Here is a 25,834-nt window from a genome sequence, read left to right as displayed (position 1 = left end):
TCAGCGGATGCGAATGCGGCTCTCCACCCCGCGGACGCCCGCCACGCCCGCCGCCACCGTCGCGGCACGCTCGCGCTGCGCCGCGGTGTCGACGAAGCCGCTGAGCCGGATGCGGCGCCCCCTGGCTTCCACGAAAATGGCAGCAGCCTCCAGTTCCGGGTCTTCCACCAGGGCCACCTTGACACGGCTCTCCAGCCGGGACTGCGCAGGCGGCTCCTGCTGCACGGCGGTGGGCGTCGCGCAGCCACTGAGCGCAAGCACCAGTGCCGGTGCGAGCATCAGCACAATGCGCCGCAGGCGGCATCGGACCGGCCGGCGCCGGGGGCTCGGGTCGCATGTCATGGCCGTGTCTCCTCCACGGCCTGCTCCAGCGCCTGCATGAGCCCATTGCAGTACGGGCTGTCGGCATCGCCGCCCACCTCGATGAGGGGGAGCAGGGCGGCGACGGGCTGGGCCGCAGCAAGGCCGATGGCGAGCGCGCCCCGCGCGAGCAGCTCGCCGCTCACCAGATCGAGCCGCGGGTCCGTAAGCGGCCCCTCCAGGCGCAGCGGGGAGCTGAAGGCCGGCAGGCTCGCGTCCTTGGGCCGCGCCTCGATCACCACGTCCAACCGCTCGGCCTGTAGATCCAGGCCACCGCCGCCGACGAACAGCGTATCGCGGGTGTCCACGCTGAGGTTCTCGACGGTCACCTGACCACCACGACTGCGCAGACTCAGGTAGGCGCAGTCGATGGGCACTCGGTCCTCGTCCACCAGGGCAAGCATGGCCTCGCCGAGATCGAGGCCCGCCAGCTCGATCAGGAGCTGCTCCAGCACGCCGCCGGTCATGAGCAGGAAGAGCCCGCCGTCCGCGGAGCCCAGCAGCTCGGCGATGCTGTCGCCCCGCATCCACAGCTGACAGCGCCCGCCGACGATGCCCAGGCTCTCGTCGGTGAGGCCGAAGGGATTCAGCACCCGGCGCAGGTCCACCCGTGCGATCTCGCCGGAGAGCTCCGCCCGTGGTGGTCGCCGCGCGATGGCCATGTCCAGATCCAGCGTGACGCGACCGCCGCCCACCCCAAAGCGCAGCGGCGCGAGCCCCAGCCGGCCGTCGCGGAGTCTCGCCGCCAGCCGCAGAGCGTCCAAGGGCACCTCGGCGGCGATGATTCGCCGCGCGCGATAATCGAGACGGCCCTGCACCGCACCCGCCAGCCGGTCCAGGCGCAGCGGCGCGGTGGGAAAAAGGCCCCCCGGCGGCTCCGGTTGCGGATCGCTCAGGAACGCGGTCAGGTCGTCGTAGTCGAGGCGGTCCGAGCGCAGCTCGGCGCGCACAGCCGGCGGCTCGGCGGCGAGGTCCAGCGTCACCTTCCCGGAGAGGTCGCTTGCGCCGACACTGGCATCGAGATCCCGCAAGACCACCTGCGGTCCGTCCCGATGCACCTGCGCCGACAGTGCATAGGGCGGCAGCGTCGGCAAAGACACCCCGAGCAGGCGGGATAAGGGCCCGGTGTCGTCGCCCTCGGCGCGGAGATCCAGGTCCAGCGTCCCGGGCGAGAGCAGGTCCCGCAGGCTGCCGCTGAGCTCGATCCGGGTATCGGCCGGCGTCAGCCGCAGCCACCAGTTCCCGGGTGGTCCGCCGTCACGGAGCTGGAGCCAGGCATCGGCGCCGACGGTGGCCGCAACCGGGTGCCCACGCAGCCGCCCCTTCAGGCGGCCACGCACATGGCCGTCCTCCGGCGCGTCGAGCGCGAGCTCAAGGAGCGTGTCCTGTGCCGGCATTTGCCAGCTGAGCCGCAGCGGGCCGAGCCGCAGCCGCCTGTCGGCGAGGCGCGTCTCGATGTCCAGGTCGGTGATGCTTGAGCCGTCGAGGAGGATGCGCCCGGCGGTATAGTCCAGCCGGACGTTGAGGTCCGTGTGGAAGGCGGGCGTGCGGCCGGCGCCTTCGGCGGCGGGCATCAGCCCCGACAGGGCGGCGACGTCCAGGGTTGCAGAGCTGAGGTCCGCGTCCACCGTTGGATCCACCCCGGCGGTGTCCAGAACCAGCTCACCGGACAGATCGCTGTCACCGACCTCGAGGCGGCCCTCCAGGCCATAGTCGGTCTGCGAGAGCAGCCGGGGCAGCGGGTCCGCGCTGACGCTGCCGTCGAGCGGCATGCCGCGGAGCCGACCCTGCACATGCAGTCTCGGACCCGGCTGATCCGGACCGGCCGCGAGCGTCAGCAGCACATCCGTGCTCCGGGCCGGCTCCCTGTAGCCGAGCCGCCCACGGGTCACATGCAGACGCTCCAGGGCCACGGCCGGCTGGAGCACCAGCGCGCCGGCGCCCGCCGACTGCCGCGGCGGCAGTCGCAAGGCCAGCGTGCCCTCCAGCACACCGAGCCCACGGTCCGTGCTGCCGCCAGCGTGAAGCAGCGACGCCAGCGCCACGTCCCGCAAGCGCACCCGTGCGCTCGCCTGGAGCGGCTCAGTGCCGAGCTTCACGCGGGTGCTGATGCGCCCGCTGCCGGCGGCCGCGGACAAGGGCTCGAGCCGCAGCACGCCGTCGTCCAGATGCAGCTCGGCACGCACGCGCTGCAAGCGAAGCCGCTCGTAGATCAGCCGCTCCGCGGTGAAGGCCAGGTCGGCATCCAGGGTGGTGAGTACGGACAGGTCGATGGCGCCGTCGGGCAATGTCACGCGGTCTGCCGCGGCGGCGGCGGCGTCCGCCGTGGGCTCGGGGGCGATGGACAGCAGCTCGTCGAGGGCGAGGGTCTGGGCGGTCAGGTCCGCGGTGATGCGCGGTCGCTCGCCGCCGCGCTGGAAGCCCGCGGAACCGCGCAGACTGCTCCGGCCGATGGTGGTCTGAAGCGCCTCCAGGCGCCAGTCACCGGCATCCCCCAGCAGCCGTCCGCGCAGCTCGAATGGCGGACTCTCGGGCAGCCCCGTCAGCAGCGGCAGGCGGTGGAAGCCAGGGCCAGCCGCGGTGAGTTCCAGATCGATACCCCGCAGCGCGAAGAGCCGCACCGCGGTGCCCTCCACCCGCAGGCGGCTGCTGCCGGCTGTGGCCGACAGAAACACGGGGCTCGGATGATCGCCGCCGCGGAGCTCATCCAGGGCAGCGCTGCGCAGCAGGATGTTGAACGCATCCCCGCCCAGGCTGCCGCTCGCGGCCAGGTCCACACCCTCGCCGGTGAGGCTGCCGCCGGCAGCGTCGATGTGGCCCTCGACCCATTGCCCATCGCCGCCGTCCGCGTCGCCGCCGTGGCTCAGGTAGCGCAGGTCGCCGCCGATCACTCGCAGGCGATCGATCTGCGGCAGGTTGCCAAGCTCGCCCCCCGGCGCCGCCGCGGACTCGACGATGGTCTGCTCTGAGCCGCCGAGGATCCAGTTCGCCTCGCCGGCCGGGGAGACCTCCAGGAACAGCGTGGGCCGGATCAGGGTCAGCTGCGGCAGCCGCACCCGGCCGCCGAGCAGCTGCTGCATGTCCACCCTAACCTCGAGCGCCTCCAGCTCCAGCAGGTGGCGGGCACGCCCCCACGCGGCGTTGGCGACCCGCACCTGCCCGACGCGCACCTTGGGCGTCCAGCCCAAATCCACGTCGATGTCGCCCTCGATACTGAGCTCGCGGCCGGCCATGTCGCCGAGCCGGTCCAGCACCCAGTCCCGCACCATGCGTTTGCCGAAGGGCAGGTCCGTGTCCTGCGGGGCGAGCGGCGGCGCGACCAGCATCAGGATCACGAGCAGGACGCTGACGCCGCGCGCCACAGAGAGGTGCGCCGCAACGGGCATGCGTCGCCGCCGGTCCGGCCTCGATGGAGCGTTTTGGTTGCGCATATCCACTGCTTAGCAGCACCGGTGCCAGCCAGGCGAACCGGCGCAGCGACGACGAGTGGGGTGCCCAGGGTCGGCGCCGAAGGTGGCGAGGACCTCCCCGGGTTGGGGCTTTTGCACCGATGGCGGCTCAGTCCACCCGGCGGTCCGGGCTCAGCGGGCGGCACGCGCTGTGCCGGGTCAGCGGCTGCGGCGGCGCGGCATGGGCGCGCCGGCCTTGACGGCGGCGCCGGGCGTCAACTGTCGCGCGACCGGGGCACAGCGCCCTGGGAGGCGCGGCATGCCCCTTGCTGGCGGATAACACCCAGACGCTGCAACCGGATGCGCCACATGGCTGTCCGCGGGCAGCTACCCGTCGTCGTCCGGAGAAGCCATGTCTGCCTGGAAATCCGTCTCCCTGACCCTCGTCGGCCTGCTGCTGGTGGTGACCGCCGCCCTGGTCGGGACCGGCGTGCTGCTGCGGGACTTCCTCATCGACCTCTGGTGGTTCGACAACCTCGGCTACGGGCTCTACTTCTGGCAGCGGCTCCTGTACCGCTGGCTCGTATTCGGCGCCGCCGTGGTCCTGTTCTTCCTGCTGTTCTTCGGCAATTTCTGGATCGGGGCCAAGTTTCTGGGCGCGCCCGGACGCGCCCATGCCGAGACCGACACCCCACTGCGTCAGATCTACCAGCGCTTTCAGACGCGCTCGCTGCTGGTCTACCTGCCGCTTGCGTTGATGCTCGCGGTGCTGGTGGCACTGCCCATGTTCCTGAAGTGGGAGCAGTCGCTCTTTCTCCTGGGGCCGGATGCGGGCATCGATGATCCCGTCTACGGGCTGGATGTGAGCTTCTACCTGTTCACGCTGCCTGTGCTGGCGCTGCTGTATGGCGAGCTCTCGGCCGCGCTGCTGGTGCTGCTGCTGGGGCTGGCCCTGCTGTATTGGCTGGAGCACCGGGCCATGCCGCGGGATCGCGGGCAGATGCGCCGCGGCGCACGCCTGCACCTGAGCGTGGTGATCGGGCTCATCTTCATCCTGGCCGCCGGCTGGCTGGCCGGCGACGCCCTGCTGCTGCTCTACACGGACACCCATCTGCCGCTGTTCTACGGTCCGGGCTACGAGGAGATGTGGGTCACGCTGCCGCTCATCGGCATTGCCCTGCTGCTGGTGCTGGTCATCGGTGCCGTGGTGATCCGGCTCTTGAACAGCGGTCGCGGCGTCTGGACGCTGGCCGCAATGACGGTGCTGCTGGTGGCGGTGGTGGGTCTGCGGCACACGCCCTTCATGATCGACGCCGTGCACCGCTTCGTGGTCAAGCCCAACGAGCTGACACGCCAGGCGCCTTTCATTGCGAACAACATTCAGGCGACGCTGGCGGCCTATGACCTGCAAGACGTGGAGACACGCGAGTATCCACTGCGCGAGCCGGCGCGCGACGAGGTTCCACCGGAGGTGGAGATCGGCCTCCAGAACGTGCCAATCTGGGACGATGAAAACCTCCTGCCGGTCTATCAGGAGCTGCAGGAGATCAGGCCCTACTACACCTTCGACGACGTGGATATCGGCCGTTACGAGGTGGATGGGGTCTACCAGCAAGTCTTCCTCGCCGCGCGGCGCCTGGACCTCGGCGCACTGCGGGAATCCCAGCAGACCTGGGTGAACCAGTGGCTCAAGTACACGCACGGCTACGGCATCGTCATGACGCCGGCGGCACAGGCAGCGGACAAGCCCATGGACTGGTACATCCAGGGTATCCCGCCCAAGTCGGCGCCGGGAGTCCCCGTGGATCAGCCCGCCATCTACTACGGCCCCGGCAAGCACCAGCCGGTGATCGCGCCCAATGCGAGCCACGAGTTCGACTATGCATCCGCGGACGAGGTGAATGTCACCGACTATGCCGGCAAAGGCGGCGTACCGGTGAGCTCACTCTTCCGCAAGCTCCTGTTTGCGCTCTACTTCGGTGAGCCGAACATTCTCTACACCACACAGACCACGGACGCAAGCCGGCTGCTCTTCCGCCGCGACCTCCACGAGCGCATCCGCAAGCTGACGCCGTTTCTCATTCTGGACCCGAATCCCTACCTGGCGCTGGCCGACGGCCGCCTGTACTGGATCCAGGACGCGCTGACCGCCGCCGACTGGTATCCCTACTCCCGGCCCTACACAGCTCCGCGGTTGGGGCGGGTGGAGCAGTTCGAGCGGCGCTTCAATTACATCCGCCAGTCGGTGAAGGTCGTCGTGGACGCCTATGACGGCAGCGTGAGCTACTACCTCACAGATCCGGATGATCCCATCGCCGCGGCCTATGACTTTCTCTATCCGGGCCTGTTCGAGCCCTTCGATGCCATGCCGGAGGCACTCAAGGCGCATGTGCGCTATCCGCAGAGCATGTTCAACGTGCAGTTGGACGTCTATGCACGCTACCACCAGCGCGACCCGGAGACCTTCTACAACCAGGAGGATGCGTGGGAGCTGCCCACCGTCCATTGGGGTGACGAGATCCATCACATCGAGTCCTACTACGTGATGCTGAACCTCATTAACGAAGATCAGTTCGAGTTCAGCCTGTTCGCCCCGCTCACCCCGCTCGGGCAGCGCAACATGCGCGCGCTGGCAGTCATGGGCAGCGACGACGACAACTATGGGCGCCTGGTGGTCTACCACTTCCCCAAGGGCAGCCTGGTGTACGGTCCGGCACAGGTGAATGCCTTCATTCGCCAGGACGCGGCCATCACCCAGGAGCTGACGCTGTGGAGCCAGGAGGGCTCCAACGTCCTGCGCGGGCGCATGCTGGTGGTCCCCGTGGGCGGCGTCGTGATCTACATCCAGGGCATTTTCCTGGAGGCCGAGGCGGCCTCGCGTATGCCGCAGCTCGCCCGGATCATGGTGAGCCAGGGACGCCTGGTGACCATGGCATCCAACCTGGAAGAGGGCTTTCGCTCACTCCAGGACCTCGTCCGCAACAGGCACGGGGACGAGCCCATGGAGCAGCTGCGGCCCCCCGATCAGCCACCGGACGTGACACCGGAAACGGCAAACGCCGCCGCAGACTGACGTCCGCCCCGAAAGCGGGGCATTTGCCCCGCTCGAAGGGGAAATGACCCGTTCTTCGGACACCGCACCGGTACGGCCCGACAGGTCGAGCCACGCCGCTGCGCCGCCCCGAGCCCAGTCGGACGATTGGCATCACTTCTGCTGCTCCCCGCTGCACCACGCCCGCGGGCCGCAACGTCCATCTGCCCATTGGAGGACATCCATGACTCAGGAGATCCCAGACCGCAGCATCGCCGTTCTCGTCGAAGACCAGTTCGAGGACCTCGAGCTGTGGTACCCGGTGATCCGCATGCGCGAGGCTGGCGCCGCCGTTGCCCTGCTCGGCACCGGCGCAAGCATGTACCACGGCAAGCACGGCCTGACGGCCATGGCGGACGGCCCCGTCAGCTCGGCATCCGCAAAGCACCTTGACGCCCTGATCATCCCCGGCGGCTATGCCCCGGACTACATGCGCCGGGACGAGCATCTGCTGGCGCTGGTGCGCGACATGGCCCAGCAGGACCGCCCGGTGGCCTTCATCTGCCACGCAGGCTGGGTGCCCATCTCCGCCGGCATCGTGCGCGGACGGCGGGTCACCTCCGCGCCCTCCATCCGCGACGATCTGGTGAATGCCGGCGCCGAATGGGAGGACAGCGAGGTGGTGCAGGACGGCCCGTTGATCTCAAGCCGCCACCCAGGTGACCTGCCGGCCTTCTGCCGCACGCTCATCGCCGCACTGGCGGGCTGAGCCGCCTATTGCGAACGCAATTGGCCTTTTCGCCGGCAGCGCGAGCGAGCGCGCCCAATCCTCACCCAAGATCAGACTGCGCTGGCGCCTTGCAGGACGCCAGAATCAACCACTGACGGAGCCCCAACATGAGCAACGACGGCCGCAAGCCCACCACCACCGACGCCGGCATTCCGGTGCCGAGTGACGAATACTCGCTTACCGTCGGGCCGGATGGTCCCATCCTGCTCCAGGATCATTACCTACTGGAGCAAATGGCGAATTTCAACCGCGAGCGCATCCCGGAGCGTCAGCCCCATGCCAAGGGTGGCGGCGCCCACGGACGCTTCGAGGTCACCAACGACGTCAGTGCCTACACCAGGGCAGCGCTGTTCCAGCCCGGCGCGACCACCGAAATGCTCGCGCGCTTCTCCACCGTCGCCGGCGAGCGGGGCAGCCCCGACACCTGGCGCGACCCCCGCGGCTTCGCACTGAAGTTCTACACGCCCGAGGGCAACTACGACATGGTGGGCAACAACACGCCCATCTTCTTCGTCCGCGATCCGATGAAGTTCCAACCCTTCATCCGCTCTCAGAAGCGCCGCGCGGACGTCAACCTGCGCGACCATGACATGCAGTGGGACTTCTGGACGCTGTCACCGGAGACGGCCCACCAGGTGACCTGGCTCATGGGCGACCGCGGCATCCCCAAGACCTGGCGCCACATGAACGGCTACTCCAGCCACACCTACCTGTGGGTGAACGCCGAGGGCGAGCGCTTCTGGGTGAAATACCACTTCAAGACGGACCAGGGCATCGATTACCTGACCCAGGAGGAGGCCGACCGCCTGGCCGGCGCCGACGCGGACTACCACACCCGCGACCTCTACGAGGCCATCAAGCGCGGCGAGTATCCGAGCTGGACACTCAAAGTGCAGATCATGCCCTTCGAGGACGCCGCGGACTACCGCTTCAACCCCTTCGACCTCACCAAGGTCTGGCCCCACGGCGACTACCCGCTGATGGAGGTCGGCCGCATGACGCTCGACCGCAATCCGACGGACTATCACACCGAGATCGAGCAGGCCGCCTTCGAGCCCAACAACATCGTCCCCGGCATCGGCTTCAGCCCGGACCGGATGCTGCTCGCGCGGGTGTTCTCCTACGCGGATGCCCACCGCGCCCGCATGGGCGTCAATTACAAGCAGATCCCGGTGAATCGCCCGCAGGCGCCGGTGCATGCCTACAGCAAGGAGGGCGCCATGCGGGTGATCAAGTCCGAGGACCCGGTGTACGCACCCAACTCCAAGGGCGGACCCGCCGCGGACCCGGAGCGCTGGCCCTACCAGGCGGGCTGGGCGGCGAGCGGCGAATTCATGCACACCGCGCAGACGCCGCACCGGGAGGATGACGACTTCGTGCAGGCGGGCAACCTGGTGCGCCACGTGATGGACGACGCCGCCCGCGAGCGCCTGGTGAGCAATGTGGTCGGCCACCTGAAGGACGGCGTTACCCAGCCGGTGCTGGAGCGCGCCTTCGAGTATTGGCGCAGGATCGACCCGGACGTGGGCGGGCGCATCGCCGCGGCCTTCGAGCACGATTGAGCCGGGCGCCGCCCGCATGCACGGATGATCAGGGTCGGCAGCTGCGCCCGGCTGCGACCGAGCGTGCGTTACCAGCGGTCGATGACCGGCGCAGCCGCCGCCTGGATGCATTGCACCGGGGGCCTATACTCCGGACTCGACCTGCGAATCCCGCCGCTGCCGGGGGAGCTGCCCATGCGCCCGAGACACTCGCACCCTGCCCGCGCTCGGAGCGCTGTGCGGCTCGCGCTCGCGGCCCTGTTTCTGAGCGGTCCCCCGGCTGCCGCCGCGGCACCGGCCCAGGCCGTGACCCTGCAGGCGCTGTCCGCCCTCGCCGAAGCGCCGGCGCAGGCAACCGTCTATGTCGCGCGGGACATCATCACCATGGACCCCGAGCAGCCACAGGCGGAGGCCGTCGCCGTGCGCGAGGGGCGCTTCATCGCCGTCGGCAGCCGGGAGGCGGTGACCGCCGCGGCCGGGCCGGATGCGCGGCTGGACGAGACCTTCGCCGGGAAGGTGCTGCTGCCGGGCTTCATCGCCCCCCAGGTGCACCCACTGGCTGCGGCGCTCGCGCTCGCCAGCACCATCATCGCCATCGACGACTGGACCACCGCGTCGGGCTTCTCCCCAGCGGTGCGAGACCCGGAGGCCTACCAGGAGCGGCTGTTGCACGCACTGGCGGACCATCACCGCGGGGGCAGCGGTGCCTTTCTGAGCTTTGGCTACCACCAGGACTTCCACGGGCCCATGTCCCGGCGCCTGCTGGACGGGCTGATGTCTTCGGCCCCGGTGATCATCTGGCATCGCGCCGGCCGCGCCTTTCATCTGAACAGCGCGGCGCTTGAGCGCACCGGCATCGACGCGGCGCTGGTGGCAGGGCTCGGCGCCGAGGCCCAGGACGGCATCGACCTCGACGCGGGCCACTTCCGAAGCCAGGGCGCCCTCGCCATCCTGGACCGGCTGGCGCCCCTGCTCGCGACGCCGGCGCAGCAGCAGCTGGGCCTGGAGCTCACGGAGACCTACTACCACCGCCACGGCATCACCACGGTCTGCGCACCGGGCGGCCTCGCATCCGCGCCCTTGCGCAAGGCCATGGCAGCCGTCTACGCCGACTCGGCGACCCCCTTCGAGCACTGCTTCATCCGCGACGGCACGGCGATTGCCGCCCGCCATCCCCCGACCACACCGGCGGCCGCCGCCGCCCTCGTCGACACCACCCGCACGCTCACCACCAGGGCGGACCGCCGCCTCCGCCATCTGCCCCAGCAGGTATGGCTCGCCACCGACGGCGATCCCCTGAGCGGGCAAATGCAACAGGGCGACCGCAGCGAGCGGGCAGGTGCCTGGGCGATGGAGCCCGCCGCCTTCGACGCCGCCTTCCAGAGCTATTGGGATGCCGGCTGGCAGATCCACGTCCAGGCCCACGGCGAGGCCGCCGTGGCGCTGGCCCTCACGAGCCTGGAGCAGGCCATGGCACGTGCCCCCCGCGAGGACCACCGCACCCGGCTCACGTCCTTGGTGTTCGCGGCGCCTGATCAGGTGGAAAGATGGGCGGCCCTCGGCGGCAGCATCGGCGCCAATCCGCATGCGCTCTCCATGCTGGCCGGCCGCCGCACCAGGCCCGGCAGCCCCGGCGGCATGGACCCCGAGCGCGCAGCGGCCATGGTGCCGCTGGCGACGGTGCTGGAGCACGCCGTCCCGCTGTCGTTCGGCTCCGATATGCCCATGGCGCCGGCGCAGCCGCTGCTGCTGGTCTGGGCCGCTGTGAACCGGCTCACCGCCGAGGGCCGCATTCCGGGGCCGGCGCACCAGCTGCCGCGGGCAGCGGCGCTGCGGGCGGTGACCCTGGGCGCGGCGCATGCCCTCCGCCAGGAGGACAGCATCGGCTCCATCGCCGTGGGCAAGCGCGCCAACCTGACCATTCTGGCGGCGAGCCCGCTGGACGTGCCCGCCACCTGGATCAAGGACATCCCCGTCTGGGGCACCATGCTGGACGGGCGCGTGCAGCCGGTGCCGCCAGGCCCTAATGCTGCCGCTGAGCAGAACGCCAGGGACCGGAACGCCACGGGTGGAAACGCGGCCGACGCAGAACGACAGGCGCACGCAGCCCGCGGCGGCGGAGATGCGTAATGGACAGGCCCACCGGCTGCCTGCCCTGCCACGCAGGGGCGGGCCTTATCGCAGCGGGCGAGGTGCGCATGGCCCCGCTCTTGGGCTTGCCGCAACTGCTCGCCGGCCACGGCCGCGACCCGCATGTGACCATCCGCGCGGCCGGCGTGGACCCGGCGCGCTTCACTGACCCGGAGAACAGCATCGGCTTCACCACCGTGGGCCGGCTGCTGACGCAGGCGGCCGCCGACACCGGCAATCCCTGCCTTGGCCTGACGCTCTGCCGCCACCATGGGCTGGACGTGCTCGGGCTCCTCGGGCGGGCGGTGCGTTTGGCGCCGGACGTGGGCTCGGCCCTGCGCGCACTGATCCTGCATCTGCACCTGCACGACCGCGGCGCGGTGCCGGCGCTGTGGGAGGCCGGGCCGCATGCCCTGTTCGGTTACAGCATCGACTGCGCGGACGTCTTGGGGACGCAGCACATCTACGACTGCGCGCTCGCGGTGATGCAGAACATCCTGCGGGAGCTGGCGGGGCCCGGTTGGCGCGCCACCGAGGTGCGCCTGTTCCGCACTGCGCCGGCCCTGCTGACGCCATACCGGCAGCTGTACCGTGCGCCGCTGCGCTTCGGGGCGCAGCAGGCCGCCGTCGTGTTTCCGGCGGCGGACCTGAAGCGACCGTGTCCAGAGGCCGATCCCCTGGCCTACGCCGCGGCCCTGCGTCAGCTGGCGGCCTTGGAGACACGCGCAGACGCCCGACTGGCGGACCAGGTCCAGCGGGTGCTGTACCGGCTCTTCATGAGCGGCGAGGTGGAGGCGACGGATCTGGCGGGCATCGCGCGGCTCTTCGCACTGCATCCGCGTACCCTGAACCGCCGCCTGCGCGCCGAGGGCACCAGCTTCAAGGCCGTGCTGGAGGCAACACGCTATGCCATTGCACGCCAGCTGCTGCGCGACACCCGTCTGCCGGCCAACGACATCGCCCTGGCCCTCGGCTACGGCAGTGCTGCCGCGTTCGGCCACGCCTTCCGACGCTGGTCCGGCACCACTGCCATCCGCTGGCGTTCACGCCATGGTGCCGCCTGATCCACCCGGCCCGCCCCGACCCCGCTGCCATCGAACGCCGCGACCTGCCCTGATGCCGATTTCAGGGTGTGCACGCGATTCTGTCGCGAAAGATCAATCCCGACCCGGATCGCTGGACTAGCATCCCGTTAGGCCGTTCGGGGAATACCCCTGGAGCGACTCTCGGCTCCTTTTGTGCTCGCCCGCCCGGCGTCGGCACCGCAGCGATGCTGTGCCGCAGCGCGTCGCGAGACCGCCCCAGTGAGACAGGTATGCTCAAGATCTCCTTGCCGTTGCGCACCCCGGTACTGCCCGCCCTGGCGGCGCTCTGCATGGGCGCAGGGGTCCATCTCGCGGCGGCGGACACGGGCGCCACCGACTGGCAGTTCCAGGCGACGCCCTACCTCTGGCTCCCCGCCGTGGATGCCAGTGCGCAGATCAGCGTGCGGAGCCTGCGCAATGCCAACGGTGACGAGCTCGGCCCCGTCAGCATCAGCACCGACCTCGGCCCGAGGGATTACCTTGAGAACCTGAACATGGCCGTCATGGCCATGGGCGAGGCCCGCAAGGGGCCATGGTCGGTCTACACCGACGTGCTCTATACGAGCTTCGCGCAGTCGCAGACGACGCTGCGTCGCGTCTCCGGACCGCGCGGCAATCTGGATGCCGACATCTCCCGTAAGGCCAGAACGGATCTCAGCACCACCGCATGGACACTCGCCGCGGGCTACCGGGTCGTGGAGCGGCCGACCTTCGATCTCGACCTGATGGCGGGGTTCCGTTACCTGAGCATCACCAGCGACCTGGAGCTCACCCTGCTGGGCGAGGACGGACGCTTTCTCCGCCAGCCTAAGGTTTCGCTGGACCAGGACCTCTGGGACGGGATCATCGGCGCACGCGGGCATATCCTGTTTCCCGGCTCCGACTGGTACGTCCCCTACTACGCAGACATCGGCACCGCCGGCTCCAACTGGACCTGGCAGGCCATGCTCGGGCTCGGCTACCGGTTCGACTGGGGCGAGGTGACCCTCGCCTACCGCGCCATCGGCTATGAGCTCGACACGAATGACATGGATCTGACGCTGCACGGGCCGGGCCTTGGCATCGGCTTCCGCTGGTGAGCGCCTGCGGCACCTGGATCCGACAATCGGCCGCGCACCGGCCCCCCTGGGTGCAGCGGCCACCGCGGCGCGATCAGCCCGGCCCCTGGACGATCAAGCTGTTGGAGCACCTGGATTGCATTTCGCACTGAGTCGTCAAGCGCTCGATCACCACCCTGACGGAGGACACCCGATGAAGAAGCACAACCAGCATGATGTCCACATCAATGCCATTGGCAACCGCATGCTGCCGGGCGTGCTCACGGGCGCGCTGCTCTGCTTGCTGATCGGCAGTGCTGCGACGCTTCAGGCCGGCGACAAGGATATTTCGGGCTTCGACGAGATCACGCTCGCGCCGGGCGACACCGGCACCTGCAACTCCAGCCCCTGCACCGTCTACCTGAAGATGCCGCCGGGAGAAGGCAGCTACGAAGTCATGAGCAGCGGCGATGGCCGCGTCGGCGAGTATCCGGCCGGCGAGACCGTCAAGCTCGGCAGCTTCTGGAGCGATCAGGCGTTCACCATCAAGGGCATGGACGTACCCAAGGCGTATGCCTACATCCCCAACCAACCCTGATCGATGCCATGGGTTTTCGCGGCCGCACCGCACCGATCAGCGGAGCACCCGGCGTGCCCCTTGTCTCGATTGACCGTCCCACTGAGCCAAACGAGGAGACTCCATGATGTTCGATCCGATGCTCGCCGTCGGCCCGGGGCGAGGTGGATTCACCGCCGCCGCGCTGGGCCTGGTGCTGCTGTTCGCCACCGCCGCGGCGGCCGAGGACCAAGGCGCCCGTCCCCATGCGCAAGGCGCCTACAACCCTGACACGTCCACCTACGAGGTCGCAGCAGGCGACGACCTGTCCGATATCGCCGCGCGCTTCGGTGTGTCACTCGCAGCGTTGAAGGCAAAGAACGACCTGAGCACTGACGTCATCGACGTGGGCCAGCAGCTCGCGATCCCGGGACAGGGTATGCCGGCAGCAGCGGGCGCCGCGAGTGCGGATGCCGCGGGCTATGAGGTGATCGCCGGCACGATGGGCGCACCCGACGCCACGGCGACCATCAGCGGCGAGCAGCTCCCGGCACCCGCACCGCCCTTCGGCGGCGTGATCAAGGACGATGCGCTCAGCTCGACGCCTTGGTGGGCGCCGCGCATCGCGCCGCCCAAGGAGGCACCGAACATCCTGCTGATCATCACCGATGACGCCGGCTTCGGCGTGCCGAGCACCTTCGGCGGCGTCATCCCGACGCCGACCATGGACCAGATCGCCAACGCGGGGCTGCGCTACAACCGCGTCTTCTCCACCGCCCTGTGCTCGCCGACGCGGGCGGCGCTGATCACCGGCCGCAATCACCATTCCGCCGGCTTCGGCGTGATCTCGGAACAGTCCACCGGCTATCCCGGCTACAACAGCATCATTGCCGAGGACAAGGCCACCATCGGTCGCATCCTGCTGGAGAACGGCTACGCCACGGCCTGGTTCGGCAAGGACCACAACACGCCGGCCTTCGCCGCCAGCCAGGCGGGTCCCTTCGACAAGTGGCCCACGGGCATGGGCTTCGAGTACTTCTACGGCTTCGTCGGCGGCGACGCCAACCAATGGCAGCCGAACCTGTTCCGCAACACCACACAGATCTATCCCTTCGACGGCAAGGAGGGGACCTGGAACCTGATCACCGGCATGGCCGATGACGCCATCGATTACATCTACCGGGTGCATCAGACCGATCCGTCCAAGCCGCTGTTCATCAAGTATGCGCCGGGTGCCACGCACGCGCCGCACCACCCCACGCAGGCATGGGTCGAGAAGATCCAGGCCATGAACCTGTTCGATGACGGCTACGAGGCGCTGCGCCAGACGATCTTCGAGAACCAGAAACGGCTCGGCGTGATTCCGGAGGATTCGCAGCTCACGCCCTGGCCGGATGAGCTGCTGAAGCCCTGGGACCAGCTCACCGATGACGAGAAGAAGCTCTTCATCCGTCAGGTGGAGGTCTTTGCCGCCTACGCCGCTTACACCGACCACGAGATCGGCCGTGTGGTCCAGGCCTTCGAGGACGTGGGTCGGCTCGACAACACGCTGATCATCTACATCAACGGCGACAACGGCACCAGCGCCGAGGGCGGCCCGCTCGGCACCCCCAACGAGGTGGCCTTCTTCAACGGCGTCAATGAGATGCCGGTGGAGACCCAGATGCAGTGGTACGACGTCTGGGGCACCGAGGAGACCTACAACCACATGTCCGCGGGCTGGTCCTGGGCCTTCGACACGCCCTTCGACTGGTTCAAGCAGAACGCCTCCCGGCTCGGCGCCATCAACCAGAATATGGTCGTCGCCTGGCCGGCGCGCATCAAAGACAAGGGTGCTTTGCGCGAGCAGTTCATCCATGTCATCGATGTCGTGCCGACTATCCTCGAGGTCACCGGCATCGCGGCACCCGAGGAGGTTGACGGCATCGAGCAGGCACCCATCGAGGGCACCAGCTTCGCCTACACCTTCGACGCCGAAAACGCCGACGCACCGGCGCGCCACCAGACCCAGTACTTCGAGATGATGGGGCAGTGGGCGCTGTACGACGACGGCTGGCTGCTGAGCACCAAGGTCAATCGGGCGCCCTGGCAAGCCTTCGGCGCGGCCAATCCCGACCCGCTCAACAACCAAACCTTCCAGCTCTACGACCTGACCAAAGACTTCACCCAGTCCAACGACATCGCTGCCGACCATCCGGAGAAGGTGGCGGAGCTGAAGGAGAAGTTCATCGCGGAAGCCAGGAAGTACCAGGTGTTTCCACTCAATGCATCGGTGGCGGCACGCATGGCCGCACCGCGCCCGAACATCACCGCCGGGCGCACCGCGTTCGTCTACACGCGCCCGATGGTCGGTCTGCCCCAGGGTGACTCGCCGTCTCTGCTCAACAGCTCCTACACCATCACGGCCGACATCACCGTGCCGGCGGGTGGCGCCGAGGGCATGATCCTCACCTCGGGCGGGCGCTTTGCCGGCTACGGTTTCTACCTGCTCGATGGGAAGCCGGTCTTCCTGTGGAACCTGATCAACCTCAAGCGCGTCAAGTGGGAAGGTCCAGAGGCGCTCTCCCCCGGACAGCACACCATCGAGTTCGACTTCCAGTACGACGGCCTTGGCGATGGCACCCTCGCCTACAACAACATGAGCGGCATCGGACAGTCCGGCACCGGCGTCCTCAAGGTGGATGGCGAGGTTGTGCAGACGCAGAAGCTCAAGCACACGCTGCCCATCATCCTGCAGTGGGACGAGAGCTTCGACATCGGCTCGGATACCCTGACCGGGGTCAACGACGCCGACTACAAGCCGCCGTTCCCGCTCACCGCCCAGCTCAACAAGCTGACCATCACGGTCGACCGCCCGCAGCTCACGCCGGAGGACGCCAAGACACTGGAGGCGTCCCGGGCGACCGCCGTTGACGGCAGTCCGATCCAGCACTTGCAGAGTGGGCCGCACTGAGCCCTCCGGCGAGCGCCGCGTCCGTGGGACGCGACACGCGTCTTCGGCCCGCTGGCGCCCGTGCTTCAGCGCGGGCGCCAGGGCGCGGGCTCCAGCGCTTCCTCGGGGTCGTCGATCGCGCCTGACTCATTACCGAGCCGAATCGCTGGCGTAAAGGTGAATAATGCGCATTCAGCGCTCGGCCTTTGCGGTACAGTCCGGGCTTGGTTTCCGGCCGAGGCTGCACCGTGAAGGCGTTCTTCCAGTTTCTGTACGACCGGCTGCTGCTGGCGCTGGTGAGCTTCCTGATCCTGCTGCTGATCACGCTGAACTCCCTGTTCAAGCGCGTGCGGATGTCGCACGAGAACGGCATGGCGCTGGCCGGCCGGGTGCGTATCGTGGACAACCCTGCCTTTCCGCGGAACGACTTCTTCACCCCCGGGCGGGTGTTCCCGTGCCGGCTGCGGCACGCGAGCGTCTCCTACATGGACGATGCGCGGCTGGTGGCCCGGGCGGCGTCGCTCAAGCTCGCCGATGCGCCCTACGACAGCCCGCTGGACCTGATGATGAACAGCGGGGATGCCGGCCCTTTCGAAGACGCCTACACCTTCCTGCAGTTCATGTGGGCCACCATCCGCGGTCGCGACCCCTACATCGTCCCCTACCTCAAGCGCTATCCGGAGGAGATCGCGGGCATCCGCGGCGCCCTGCGCTACCCCGAGAGCTACACCCGGCTGCGCTACCATTCCAAGACCCCGCTCGGCTTTCGCGACGCGGACGGCGTGGACTACTACATCAAGTTCCGGCTGCTGCCGGAGGACCGCGAGCAGGGCCACGGCCGCGCCACCGAGGCGGAGCTCGAATGCCTGTGGCGGCAGCTGATCCGCCCCGGCGAGACCCGCTCGCGCAACTACCTCAAGGACGATCTGGCCGCCCGCATCGCCCGCGGCCCCATCCGCTACCACCTGGAGCTGCAGCTGCATCGCCGCCGCCCGGACGACGATCGCGCCATCCTCAACTGCGTGCAGCCCTGGAACGAAGACACCCACCCCTGGCTGCCGCTGGCGGAGGTGTCGCTGGACCGCGCCCTGGACTATCGCGCCGGCCAGCGCATGTGGTTCCACATCGCGAACCTGCCCAAGTGCATGAGCGTGCCCAAGGCCCGCTCCATCCATGACCCGGCGTCGCTCAACCATCTGCGTCGGCTGGATATCTGGACCAAGCGCGCGCGGCTGCTGTCTTACCGCCTGTTCGGCATGCCCGGGGCCATCCCCGACGCCCGCGAGGTGCCGGAGCCCAACACCCGCCCGCAGGCCCTGCGCCTGCCGCAGGACGAGAACGCCGACGGTCGTCGCCGGCGTGACGAGCAGCTGGCGCTGACGCGCAGTACCTACCGCTGGGCGCACCCCGAGCACGCCCCGCCGCACGTGGCAACGCTGCCGGCGCGGGAGGCCTTCGACCTGCAGAAGCGCTGGCGCATGAACAGCGACCTCGCGGTGACAGTACTGGACCTGCTGCTCGCCTGGCCCCGCTGGACCTTCGGCAGCCTCAAGGGCATCCGGCGCTACGAGGTCTTCTATTCCGTGCGCCAGAAGCCCCTGACGGCGCGGCGCTGGACAGAAGATGCCGAATACGCCCGGCAGCGGCTGGCCGGCATCAATCCCCTGATGCTGCGGCGCTGCGACGCCCTACCGGAGAAGCTCCCGGTGACCGACGCGCTGGTCGAGGGGCTGCTGGACCCGGGCGAGACCCTGGCCTCGGCCATGGCGGCGCGGCGGCTCTACCTGCTGGACTATCCGCTGCTGGAGACCATCAGCACCAAGAACGGCTATCTCACCGCGCCCATCTGCCTGCTCTATGTGGACCGGCTCGGCCGTCTTCTGCCCATCGCGGCCCAGCTGCGCCAGGTGCCAGGCCCGCACAACCCCATCTTCACGCCCAAGGACCCGGCCTGGCTCTGGCTCACCGTGACCCGCTTCCTACAGAGCGCCGATGCGCACATGCACGAGATCGTCGTGCACCTGCTGCACACGCATCTGGTCATGGAGGTCTTCGCCGTCGCCAGCGCCCGGCAGCTGCACCCGGACCACCCGCTGAGCGCCCTGCTCACACCGCACTTCCGCTACACCATGGCCATCAACGACGCCGCGCGGCGCAAGCTGCTGGCGCCGGGCGGCCCCATCGACAAGACCCTGGCCGCAGGCGCCGCCGGCAGCCTGGAGCTGCTCGGCCGGGCCTGGGCCGAGTGGTCCTATGCCGACATGCACCCCATCGAAGACCTGAAGCGCCGCGGCGTCATGGACGCGGACGCCCTGCCCCGCTACGACTACCGCGAGGACGTGCAGGCGCTCTGGGCCGCGCTGCACGCCTTCGTCAGCGGCTATCTGGCGCTCTTCTACCCGGACGATGCCAGCGTCGTCGCCGACACTGAGCTCCAGGCCTGGGCGCAGGAGCTTGCCGCCGACGCAGGCGGGCGCATCCGCGGCTTCCCGGGCGCCGGCGGCATCGGCGACCGTGCCCTGCTCGCCGACCTGGTGACTCAGATCGTCTACACCGCCAGCGCCGGACACGCCGCCGTGAACAACGGCCAGTACGACATGTTCGGCTATGTGCCCAATGTGCCCGGCGCCCTGTATGCGCCGGCGCCCACCAACAAGTGCAGCGCCAGCGAGGACGACCTGATGCGTGCCCTGCCGGGCTTCGGGGCCTCGGCCCAGCAGATCCTCATGGTGCATCTGCTGAGCGAGCCGAGCGACGAGCCCCTCGGCACCTACGGCTTCTCGTCCTTCGCGGACCTGCCGGCGGTGTGGCAGCTGGTGGGCGAGCTGCGCGGGCGCCTGGACGCCATCGGCGCGGCCATCCGCGCGCGCAGCCAGGGCGAGCAGCGCGCCCGCGACTATCTGCTGCCGGCGGGCATCGGCGAGAGCATCGAGATCTGAGCCACCAGCAGCCCCCGCCCCGCGCTCAGCCGGTCGCGGTCTCTGCGGCAAGGGCATCCAGATGCCGGTGCCAGCCGAGCGCCCCTTGGGCCTGCGCACGCTCCCGCGCCCGGTGCAGCCACTCCTGGGCCGCCGCGTCCTCGCCGCGGTGGGCGTGCAGGCGCGCCATCACCCGGTAGACCTCCGCCTCCTCCGCCTGGGCGCCGATGCGGGCGATGTTGGCGGTGGCCTCCGTCAGCGCCGCCCCGGCGGCATCCAGGTCGCCTGCGTCCAGCGCCGAGTCCGCCAGCAGCGCCAGAAACCAGGCGCGGGAGACGCCGTGGCCGATGGCTTGGCCGAAGTCGAGCCCCTGGCGCTGCACCTCCAGGCCCGCCGCATGCTCGCCGCGGGCCGCGAGCGCCCAGCCGAGCAGCCCCTGGGCCATGCACAGCACCGCCGGGAAGCCCTGGCGCTGCGCCAGGCTCACGGCCTCCTGCGCCAGCCGCTCCGTGGCTGCCGCATCGCGCTCCTTCTGCTGCACCCGCGCCGCGAACACCAGTCCCAGCGCCAGGCTGTAGGGATGGCCCAGGTCCCGGGCCAGGCGCAGGGCCTGATCCAGGCTGGCCAGGGCATCCTCCCGGGCGCCCGCGCACCACAGCGCATTGGCCAGATACACCCCGGCCGCCACCCCGGGGTCCTGCCCGTAGGTGTAGGCGTGCTCGCCGTGGCGCACCGGGTCGTAATGCGCCACCACGTGGCGCAGGTGCGAGGCGGCCTTGTCCAGCTCGGCCATGTGGAAAGTCGTCGCACCCAGCACCACGTGGGTCTCCAGGATCAGGTCCGGATCTCCCGACGCGGCACCGACGGCGAACAGCTGCTCACCCATGCGGCGGCACTCGGCCAGCTCGAAGCGCGCGGCGTAGTGGATCCAGAGCCCGAACAGCGCCGGCACCAGCAACGGCGTCTCCCCCACCTGGGAGCAGAGCTCGCCGGCGCGGGCATAGGCCCGCTGCACCTCCTGTGCGGTGTAGCCGCGGGCCATCATCAGCGCCGGCCCCAGACTGGCGTAGAGCCCCAGCTCCAGCTGATTGCGCGCCACCGATGCCGGCAGCCGCTCCACCATGGGCAGCGCGCGGTCCAGGTAGGCGATGGCCTCCTCGTTGGCGGAGCGCTGCAGGGCCCGCTCGCCGGCGCGCTGCCAATAGCCCGCGGCGCGGTCCGGGTGGTCCGCCCCGGCATGGTGGTGGGCGAGCAGCTCGGGCTCGCCCGCGACAACTTCCGGAAACTCCGCCTCCAGCACATCCGCCACCCGGCCGTGCAGGCCCCGGCGGCGACGGCGCAGCAGGCTGTTGTAGGCCGCGTCCTGCACCAGCGCGTGCTTGAAGCTGTACTGGCGGTGGGCGTCGCTGCCGCTGGTGAACACCAGCTCCGCGTCCGCAAGACGGCCGAGGCCCGCCGCCAGCGCCGCCGGCTCGCGCTCCAGCACCCGTGCCAGCAGCGCCGCGCTGAATTGCCGGCCGATGACCGCCCCCACCTGCGCCAGCTCCCGCGCATCCTCCAGGCGGTCCAGGCGCGCCATGAGCGAGTCCTGCAGGGTGTCCGGGATGGCCAGGGCGTCGTCGCCGCCCGCGGCCCGCAGCTCGCCGTCGCGCTCCTCCAGGGCGTCGCTCTCCAGCAGGTTCTTGGTGAGCTCCTCGACGAACAGGGGCACGCCGTCCGCCTTGGCATGGATGCGCTCGTAGAGTCGCGGCGCCAGGGGCTTGCCGGCCAGGGCCACCATGACGCGGGCGGTGTCGCCGGGTGCGAGCCGTTCCAGGGTCAGCACCCGGGCGGCGGGGTGGGCGGTGTCCGCGTCGAACAGGGGATGACTGAATTCCGGGCGCGCCGTCAGCACCACCAGGATGGGCAGCTCCGCCAGCATGTCCGCGGCCTTGGCGAGCAGCTCCAGGGTGGTGGGGTCCACCCAGTGCAGGTCCTCCAGCACCAGCAGCACCGGGGCATCCGCCGCCACCCGCCGCAGGCGCTCCAGCAGCACGCGCAGGGTCTCGGCGCGGCGCAGTTGCGGCGTCAGGTTGCGGCTCGGCCAGCGATCGGTGGGCAGGGACAGCACGTCGGCGAACAGCGGCAGCACCTCCGGGCGGTTCTGCTCGGTCTCGGCGAGCAGACGCTCCAGCTTGTCGAGCCGGGTGTCGGTGTTGTCGTCGCGGTGGAAGCCGGCGGAGCGCTCCAGCTGCGCAATCAGCGGGTAGAGCGCGGTGTTGCTGAAATAGGGCGAGGCGTACATGCGCAGCGCCCGGTGCGTGCGCTGGGCCACGGCGGCGCGCAGGGCCTGGGTGAGCCGGGACTTGCCGATGCCCGCTTCCCCGCGCAGCAGCACCAGGGCGCCGCGGCCCGCCTCGCAGGTCTGCCACAGGGACAGCAGCTCACGCAGCGGCGCTTCCCGCCCCACCATGGGCGGGCCGTCCGCCGCGCCGCCCTGTCCGGTCTGGCGCACGGCCTCGAAGCGGCTTTCCACCTGGCGCACCGCAAGCGGCTGCCAGGCCTGCACCGGGGCCGCGAACCCCTTGAGCGGATGCGTGCCCAGGTCCTGCCACTCGAACAAGCCGCCGGTGAGCCTGTGGGTGCTCTCCGCGACGGCGATGCCGTCCGGGCCGGCCAGGGATTGCAGGCGTGCCGCGAGGCTCGGCGTCTCCCCCACCACGGAGCGCTCGCGGGCGGTGCCGAGGCCGATGAGCCGGCCCACCACCACCGGGCCGGTGGCGATGCCCACCCGCGCCTGGATGCGGATACCGTGCACGGGGGGCTCGGCCGCCAGGCGCTGCATCAGGTCCAGCGCCGTGTGCACGGCGCGCTCGGCATCCTGCTCGCTGGCCCGGGGATAGCCGAAGTAGACCATGATGCCGTCGCCGAGATAGTTGGCGACATGACCGCCGAAGCGCTCGATGGCGGCGCCGCAGCAGCGGCGGTAGGCATCCAGCACGTCCTGCAGGTCTTCGGCGTCCAGGTGCTGACCAAGCGCCGTGTAGCCCACCAGATCGCAGAACAGCACCGTCAGCAGGCGGCGCTCGGCGCCGTCCTCCGCCGGCGGCGAGCGGACCGGTGACGGTGTCGCGCGCAGGGTCTCCAGGCCCTGCAGCAGGCGTTTGCGCAGGCCCAGGGGGATGCCGAGCTCGCGCAGGTCCGCCGCGCCCAGCTCCGGCAGCAGCTCCCAGTCGATGCGCTCGCGGGCGAGCACATCGGCGAGCTCCGCCAGGCCGAGCCCGGCCAGCCAGTCATCGACGCGCTGATCGCGCTGGGGCGGGACTGTCATGGTCTTGTACCCTGGGTGGCGCAGCTGCGGCGGCGCCGAGCGCCGACGCGGCGCCCGTGGTGGCCATCGTGCAGTGCGACGGCGAGCATCGCACGGTTGCGGCGCCGAAATGAAGGGTTTTGCCATCATCTCCCAGGGTCTGCGGAGCGCGCCTCAAGCCAGGCCCTCAGCACCGGCGCCGGCATGGGCCGCCCGAGCAGGAAGCCCTGACCAAAGTCGCAGCCGACGCTGCGCAGGAAGTCGAGCTGCGCCCGACTGTCGATGCCCTCGGCCACGACGCCGATGCCGAGCCCCCGGGCCAAGGTCAGCACGGCGGTGATGATGGCGCGCTCGCCGGCATCCTGCGGCAGCGCGCGGATGAAGGCGCGATCCGCCTTCAGGCTGTCCACCGGCAGTTGCTTCAGCGCCGCCATGGACGCGCAACCGGAGCCGAAATCGTCCACGGCGAGGCCGATGCCCAAATCGCGCAGGCGCGACAGCAGGGCATCGTCGGGACCGCCGTGCTGCATCAACGTGGTTTCGGTGAGCTCCAGCTTGAGCCGCAGCGGCCCCGTCCAGTGCTGCGCGAGCACACGCCGCAGGTGCGACTCGAAGCCGGGCGCGCCGAGCTGGCGCGCGGAAACGTTGACGCTGATCCATGCAAGGCCCGTGTCCGCCAGACTGGCGTGCAGATCCGCGCACGCCAGCGCCAGCACCCGCTCGCCGAGCTCGACAATGAGCCCCGTGTCCTCGGCGACACGCAGGAAGGACGCCGGCAGCATCAGGCCGTGGCGCGGGTGCTGCCAGCGCACCAGCGCCTCCGCGCCGACGACGGCCATATCCGCGAGCCGCAGCACCGGCTGGTAGCACAGCATCAACGCGTCGGTGCGCAGCGCCTCGCGCAGCTCCCGCTCCAGCTGCACCCGTGCCGTGATGGCGGCATTCATGTCCGGGCGAAAGAAGGCCCAGCGCCCGCGCCCGGCCTGCTTGGCGCTGTACATGGCGAGGTCTGCGTTGCGCAGCAGCGCGTCTGCATCGGCGCCGTCCCGGGGCAGCAGGGTGATGCCGATGCTCGATGCCACCGGGCGCTGCAGGCCGGGCAGGTCGAGCGGGCGTCGCAGCGCCGCCAGGATGCGCTGCGCCATCGCGGCGGCGGTCTCCGCCTCGGCACAGCCCGGCAGCAGCAGTGCGAATTCATCGCCGCCCAGGCGCGCGACGGTGTCGCCATCGCCTGCGGTGGCGCGCAGCCTCTGGGCGACCTCGCACAGCAGGCGGTCGCCCAATTGATGGCCCAATGTGTCGTTGATCTCCTTGAACCCGTCCAGGTCCAGAAACAGCAGCGCCGCGGTTGAGCCGCCCCGCCGCGCCGCCGCAACCTGGTCCGCCAGCTGCTCGGTGAACAGCCGGCGGTTGGCGAGCCCGGTGAGGCCGCCGTAGCGCGACAGCTGCTCGGCCCGCGCATGCGCTTCCTTGAGTGCCGTGACATCCTCGCTCACGCCCACGAAGTGACGGATGCGCCCGCCCGGGTCCAGGATCGGCGCGATGGTGAGCAGATTCCAGTAAAGCGAGCCGTCCTTCCTGCGGTTGTGCAGCTCGCCGCGCCAGACCTCACCGGCGCCGATGGTGGACCACAGGTGAGTGTAGACCGCCGGCGGCGTCTCGGCGGTGCGCAGCATGGCCGGCGTGCGGCCGGTGACCTCCGCCGCCGTATAGCCCGTCAGGCGCGTGAACTGCGGATTCACATACTCGATGCGCGCCGCCGCGTCGGTGATCATCACGGCGCTGCCGCTGTGCTCCACGGCCCGGGAGAGCTTCTCCAGCGAGGCCTGGGTGCGCTTGATCTCCGTCACGTCCTCGTGCACGGCGAGAACGGCCGGGGCGCCGGTGGCCGGATCCTCCGTGAGGCGACAGCGCAGGCGGTGGCGGCGCTCGCCGCTGCGGGTGAGCACGACCACCTCGTCGCTCACCTCCACGCCGGCCTGCACCTGCCGCCAGATGCGCTCACCCACCAGCGGCTCGCGAAAGCGCTCGACGAAGCCGCCTGCGGCGCCCTTTGCCACGGGTCCGAAGGCTTCGGTGGCGGCCGGGTTGTGGAAGAGCACCCGGCCGGTGGTGTCGAACAGCGCGATGGGCACGGGGGCGTAGCGCACCGCCTCCACACCCCGCAGCGCGTCGCCCGTGGCAGCTTCCGGCGGCGGACGCCCCTCCACCAGCATGGCCAGGCGGCCGTCGTCGATGCGCACGCCCGAGCAGGTGCAGTGCACGGTCACCGGCCGCCCGCGGGGGTAGAAGGTCCATTGCTCCAGCACCGTCTCGCCGGCGCGGAAGCGGCGCAGATAGTCCTTCAGCCGGGCCGCCGTCACCGCCGACATGTCGGCGGCGAAGTCCCGCGCCAGAAGCTCCTCGAGGTTTCCTGCGCTCCACAGCGCGAGGGCCGCCTGATTGGCCCACCACATGCGCCGGTGCTCGGTGTCGAACACCCAGACCGGCGCTTGCAGCCAGTCCAGCGCGGCACAGTCGCCGCGCGCCAGCACCCGGCCCGCCGCGGCTGGTGTGGCCTGCAAGTCGTCGCTGCTGCGGCGTTCTGACGCCATGTCCGGCAGGAGGTCGCGTGGTGGCGGAGCGGTATCGCGGGGCCTGCGGCTGCGGCCTTGCGGCGACTGCGCGGATGCCGGGCACCGGTCAGCCGAGGGCGCCGACGCCCGGCCCGCTATGGGGTAGAAGCCGAGGCCCGGGAGCACGACCACCGCAACGGGCGATCATACCGTGGACGGCC

The 25,834-nt window shown here is 70.0% G+C and carries 13 protein-coding genes; 9 read left to right on the top strand and 4 right to left on the bottom strand.

Annotated features, from left to right (window positions below; translation table 11 throughout):
- Both QZ607_RS14085 and QZ607_RS14080 read right to left on the bottom strand, forming a co-directional pair.
- A complete protein-coding gene (locus QZ607_RS14085) occupies nt 1–342 on the bottom strand; it encodes a BON domain-containing protein (protein ID WP_295883751.1) in 342 nt (113 codons plus the stop codon).
- Nucleotides 339–3,746 (bottom strand): AsmA family protein, encoded by a 3,408-nt coding sequence (locus tag QZ607_RS14080; protein WP_295883749.1) that lies wholly within the window; start codon nt 3,744–3,746, stop codon nt 339–341. Before QZ607_RS14080 ends, QZ607_RS14085 begins: the two co-directional genes overlap by 4 nt.
- Before the next feature lie 415 nt (nt 3,747–4,161).
- Between QZ607_RS14080 and QZ607_RS14075 the strand changes: the two genes are divergently transcribed.
- From QZ607_RS14075 to QZ607_RS14035, 9 genes are all read left to right on the top strand, one after another.
- On the top strand, nt 4,162–6,822 hold the full coding sequence (locus QZ607_RS14075) for a UPF0182 family protein (protein WP_295883747.1): 2,661 nt from the start codon (nt 4,162–4,164) through the stop codon (nt 6,820–6,822).
- A 202-nt stretch (nt 6,823–7,024) separates the two neighbouring features.
- Nucleotides 7,025–7,549, top strand: a complete 525-nt coding sequence (locus QZ607_RS14070) for a type 1 glutamine amidotransferase domain-containing protein (RefSeq protein ID WP_295883745.1) — start codon at nt 7,025–7,027, stop codon at nt 7,547–7,549.
- 128 nt (nt 7,550–7,677) lie between these two features.
- On the top strand, nt 7,678–9,132 hold the full coding sequence (locus QZ607_RS14065) for a catalase (protein ID WP_295883744.1): 1,455 nt from the start codon (nt 7,678–7,680) through the stop codon (nt 9,130–9,132).
- Nucleotides 9,133–9,306: 174 nt separating this feature from the next.
- Entirely contained in the window at nt 9,307–11,241 is a 1,935-nt protein-coding gene (locus tag QZ607_RS14060; protein WP_295883742.1) for an amidohydrolase, read from the top strand.
- Nucleotides 11,241–12,305 (top strand): AraC family transcriptional regulator, encoded by a 1,065-nt coding sequence (locus QZ607_RS14055; RefSeq protein ID WP_295883741.1) that lies wholly within the window; start codon nt 11,241–11,243, stop codon nt 12,303–12,305. The genes QZ607_RS14060 and QZ607_RS14055 overlap by 1 nt, the downstream gene beginning before the upstream one ends.
- Nucleotides 12,306–12,556: 251 nt before the next feature.
- On the top strand, nt 12,557–13,405 hold the full coding sequence (locus QZ607_RS14050) for a hypothetical protein (RefSeq protein WP_295883739.1): 849 nt from the start codon (nt 12,557–12,559) through the stop codon (nt 13,403–13,405).
- Between the two features lie 172 nt (nt 13,406–13,577).
- A complete protein-coding gene (locus QZ607_RS14045) occupies nt 13,578–13,961 on the top strand; it encodes a hypothetical protein (RefSeq protein WP_295883737.1) in 384 nt (127 codons plus the stop codon).
- A 103-nt stretch (nt 13,962–14,064) separates the two neighbouring features.
- The gene (locus QZ607_RS14040) at nt 14,065–16,872 is read left to right on the top strand and encodes a sulfatase-like hydrolase/transferase (protein ID WP_295883736.1); all 2,808 of its coding nucleotides are present in this window, start codon (nt 14,065–14,067) and stop codon (nt 16,870–16,872) included.
- A gap of 227 nt (nt 16,873–17,099) precedes the next feature.
- Nucleotides 17,100–19,790, top strand: a complete 2,691-nt coding sequence (locus QZ607_RS14035) for a lipoxygenase family protein (protein WP_295883733.1) — start codon at nt 17,100–17,102, stop codon at nt 19,788–19,790.
- 25 nt (nt 19,791–19,815) lie between these two features.
- Here the strand turns inward: QZ607_RS14035 and QZ607_RS14030 are convergent, their stop codons facing one another.
- Nucleotides 19,816–23,079, bottom strand: coding sequence for an AAA family ATPase (locus QZ607_RS14030; RefSeq protein WP_295883730.1), 3,264 nt, complete (start codon nt 23,077–23,079; stop codon nt 19,816–19,818).
- Between the two features lie 125 nt (nt 23,080–23,204).
- Nucleotides 23,205–25,652, bottom strand: coding sequence for an EAL domain-containing protein (locus QZ607_RS14025; RefSeq protein WP_295883728.1), 2,448 nt, complete (start codon nt 25,650–25,652; stop codon nt 23,205–23,207).
- Nucleotides 25,653–25,834: the final 182 nt, after the last annotated feature.

The sequence above is a fragment of the uncultured Thiohalocapsa sp. genome (assembly GCF_913063425.1).
Taxonomy (GTDB): domain Bacteria; phylum Pseudomonadota; class Gammaproteobacteria; order Chromatiales; family Chromatiaceae; genus Thiohalocapsa.
This window is presented reverse-complemented; position numbering and strand designations above follow the sequence as displayed.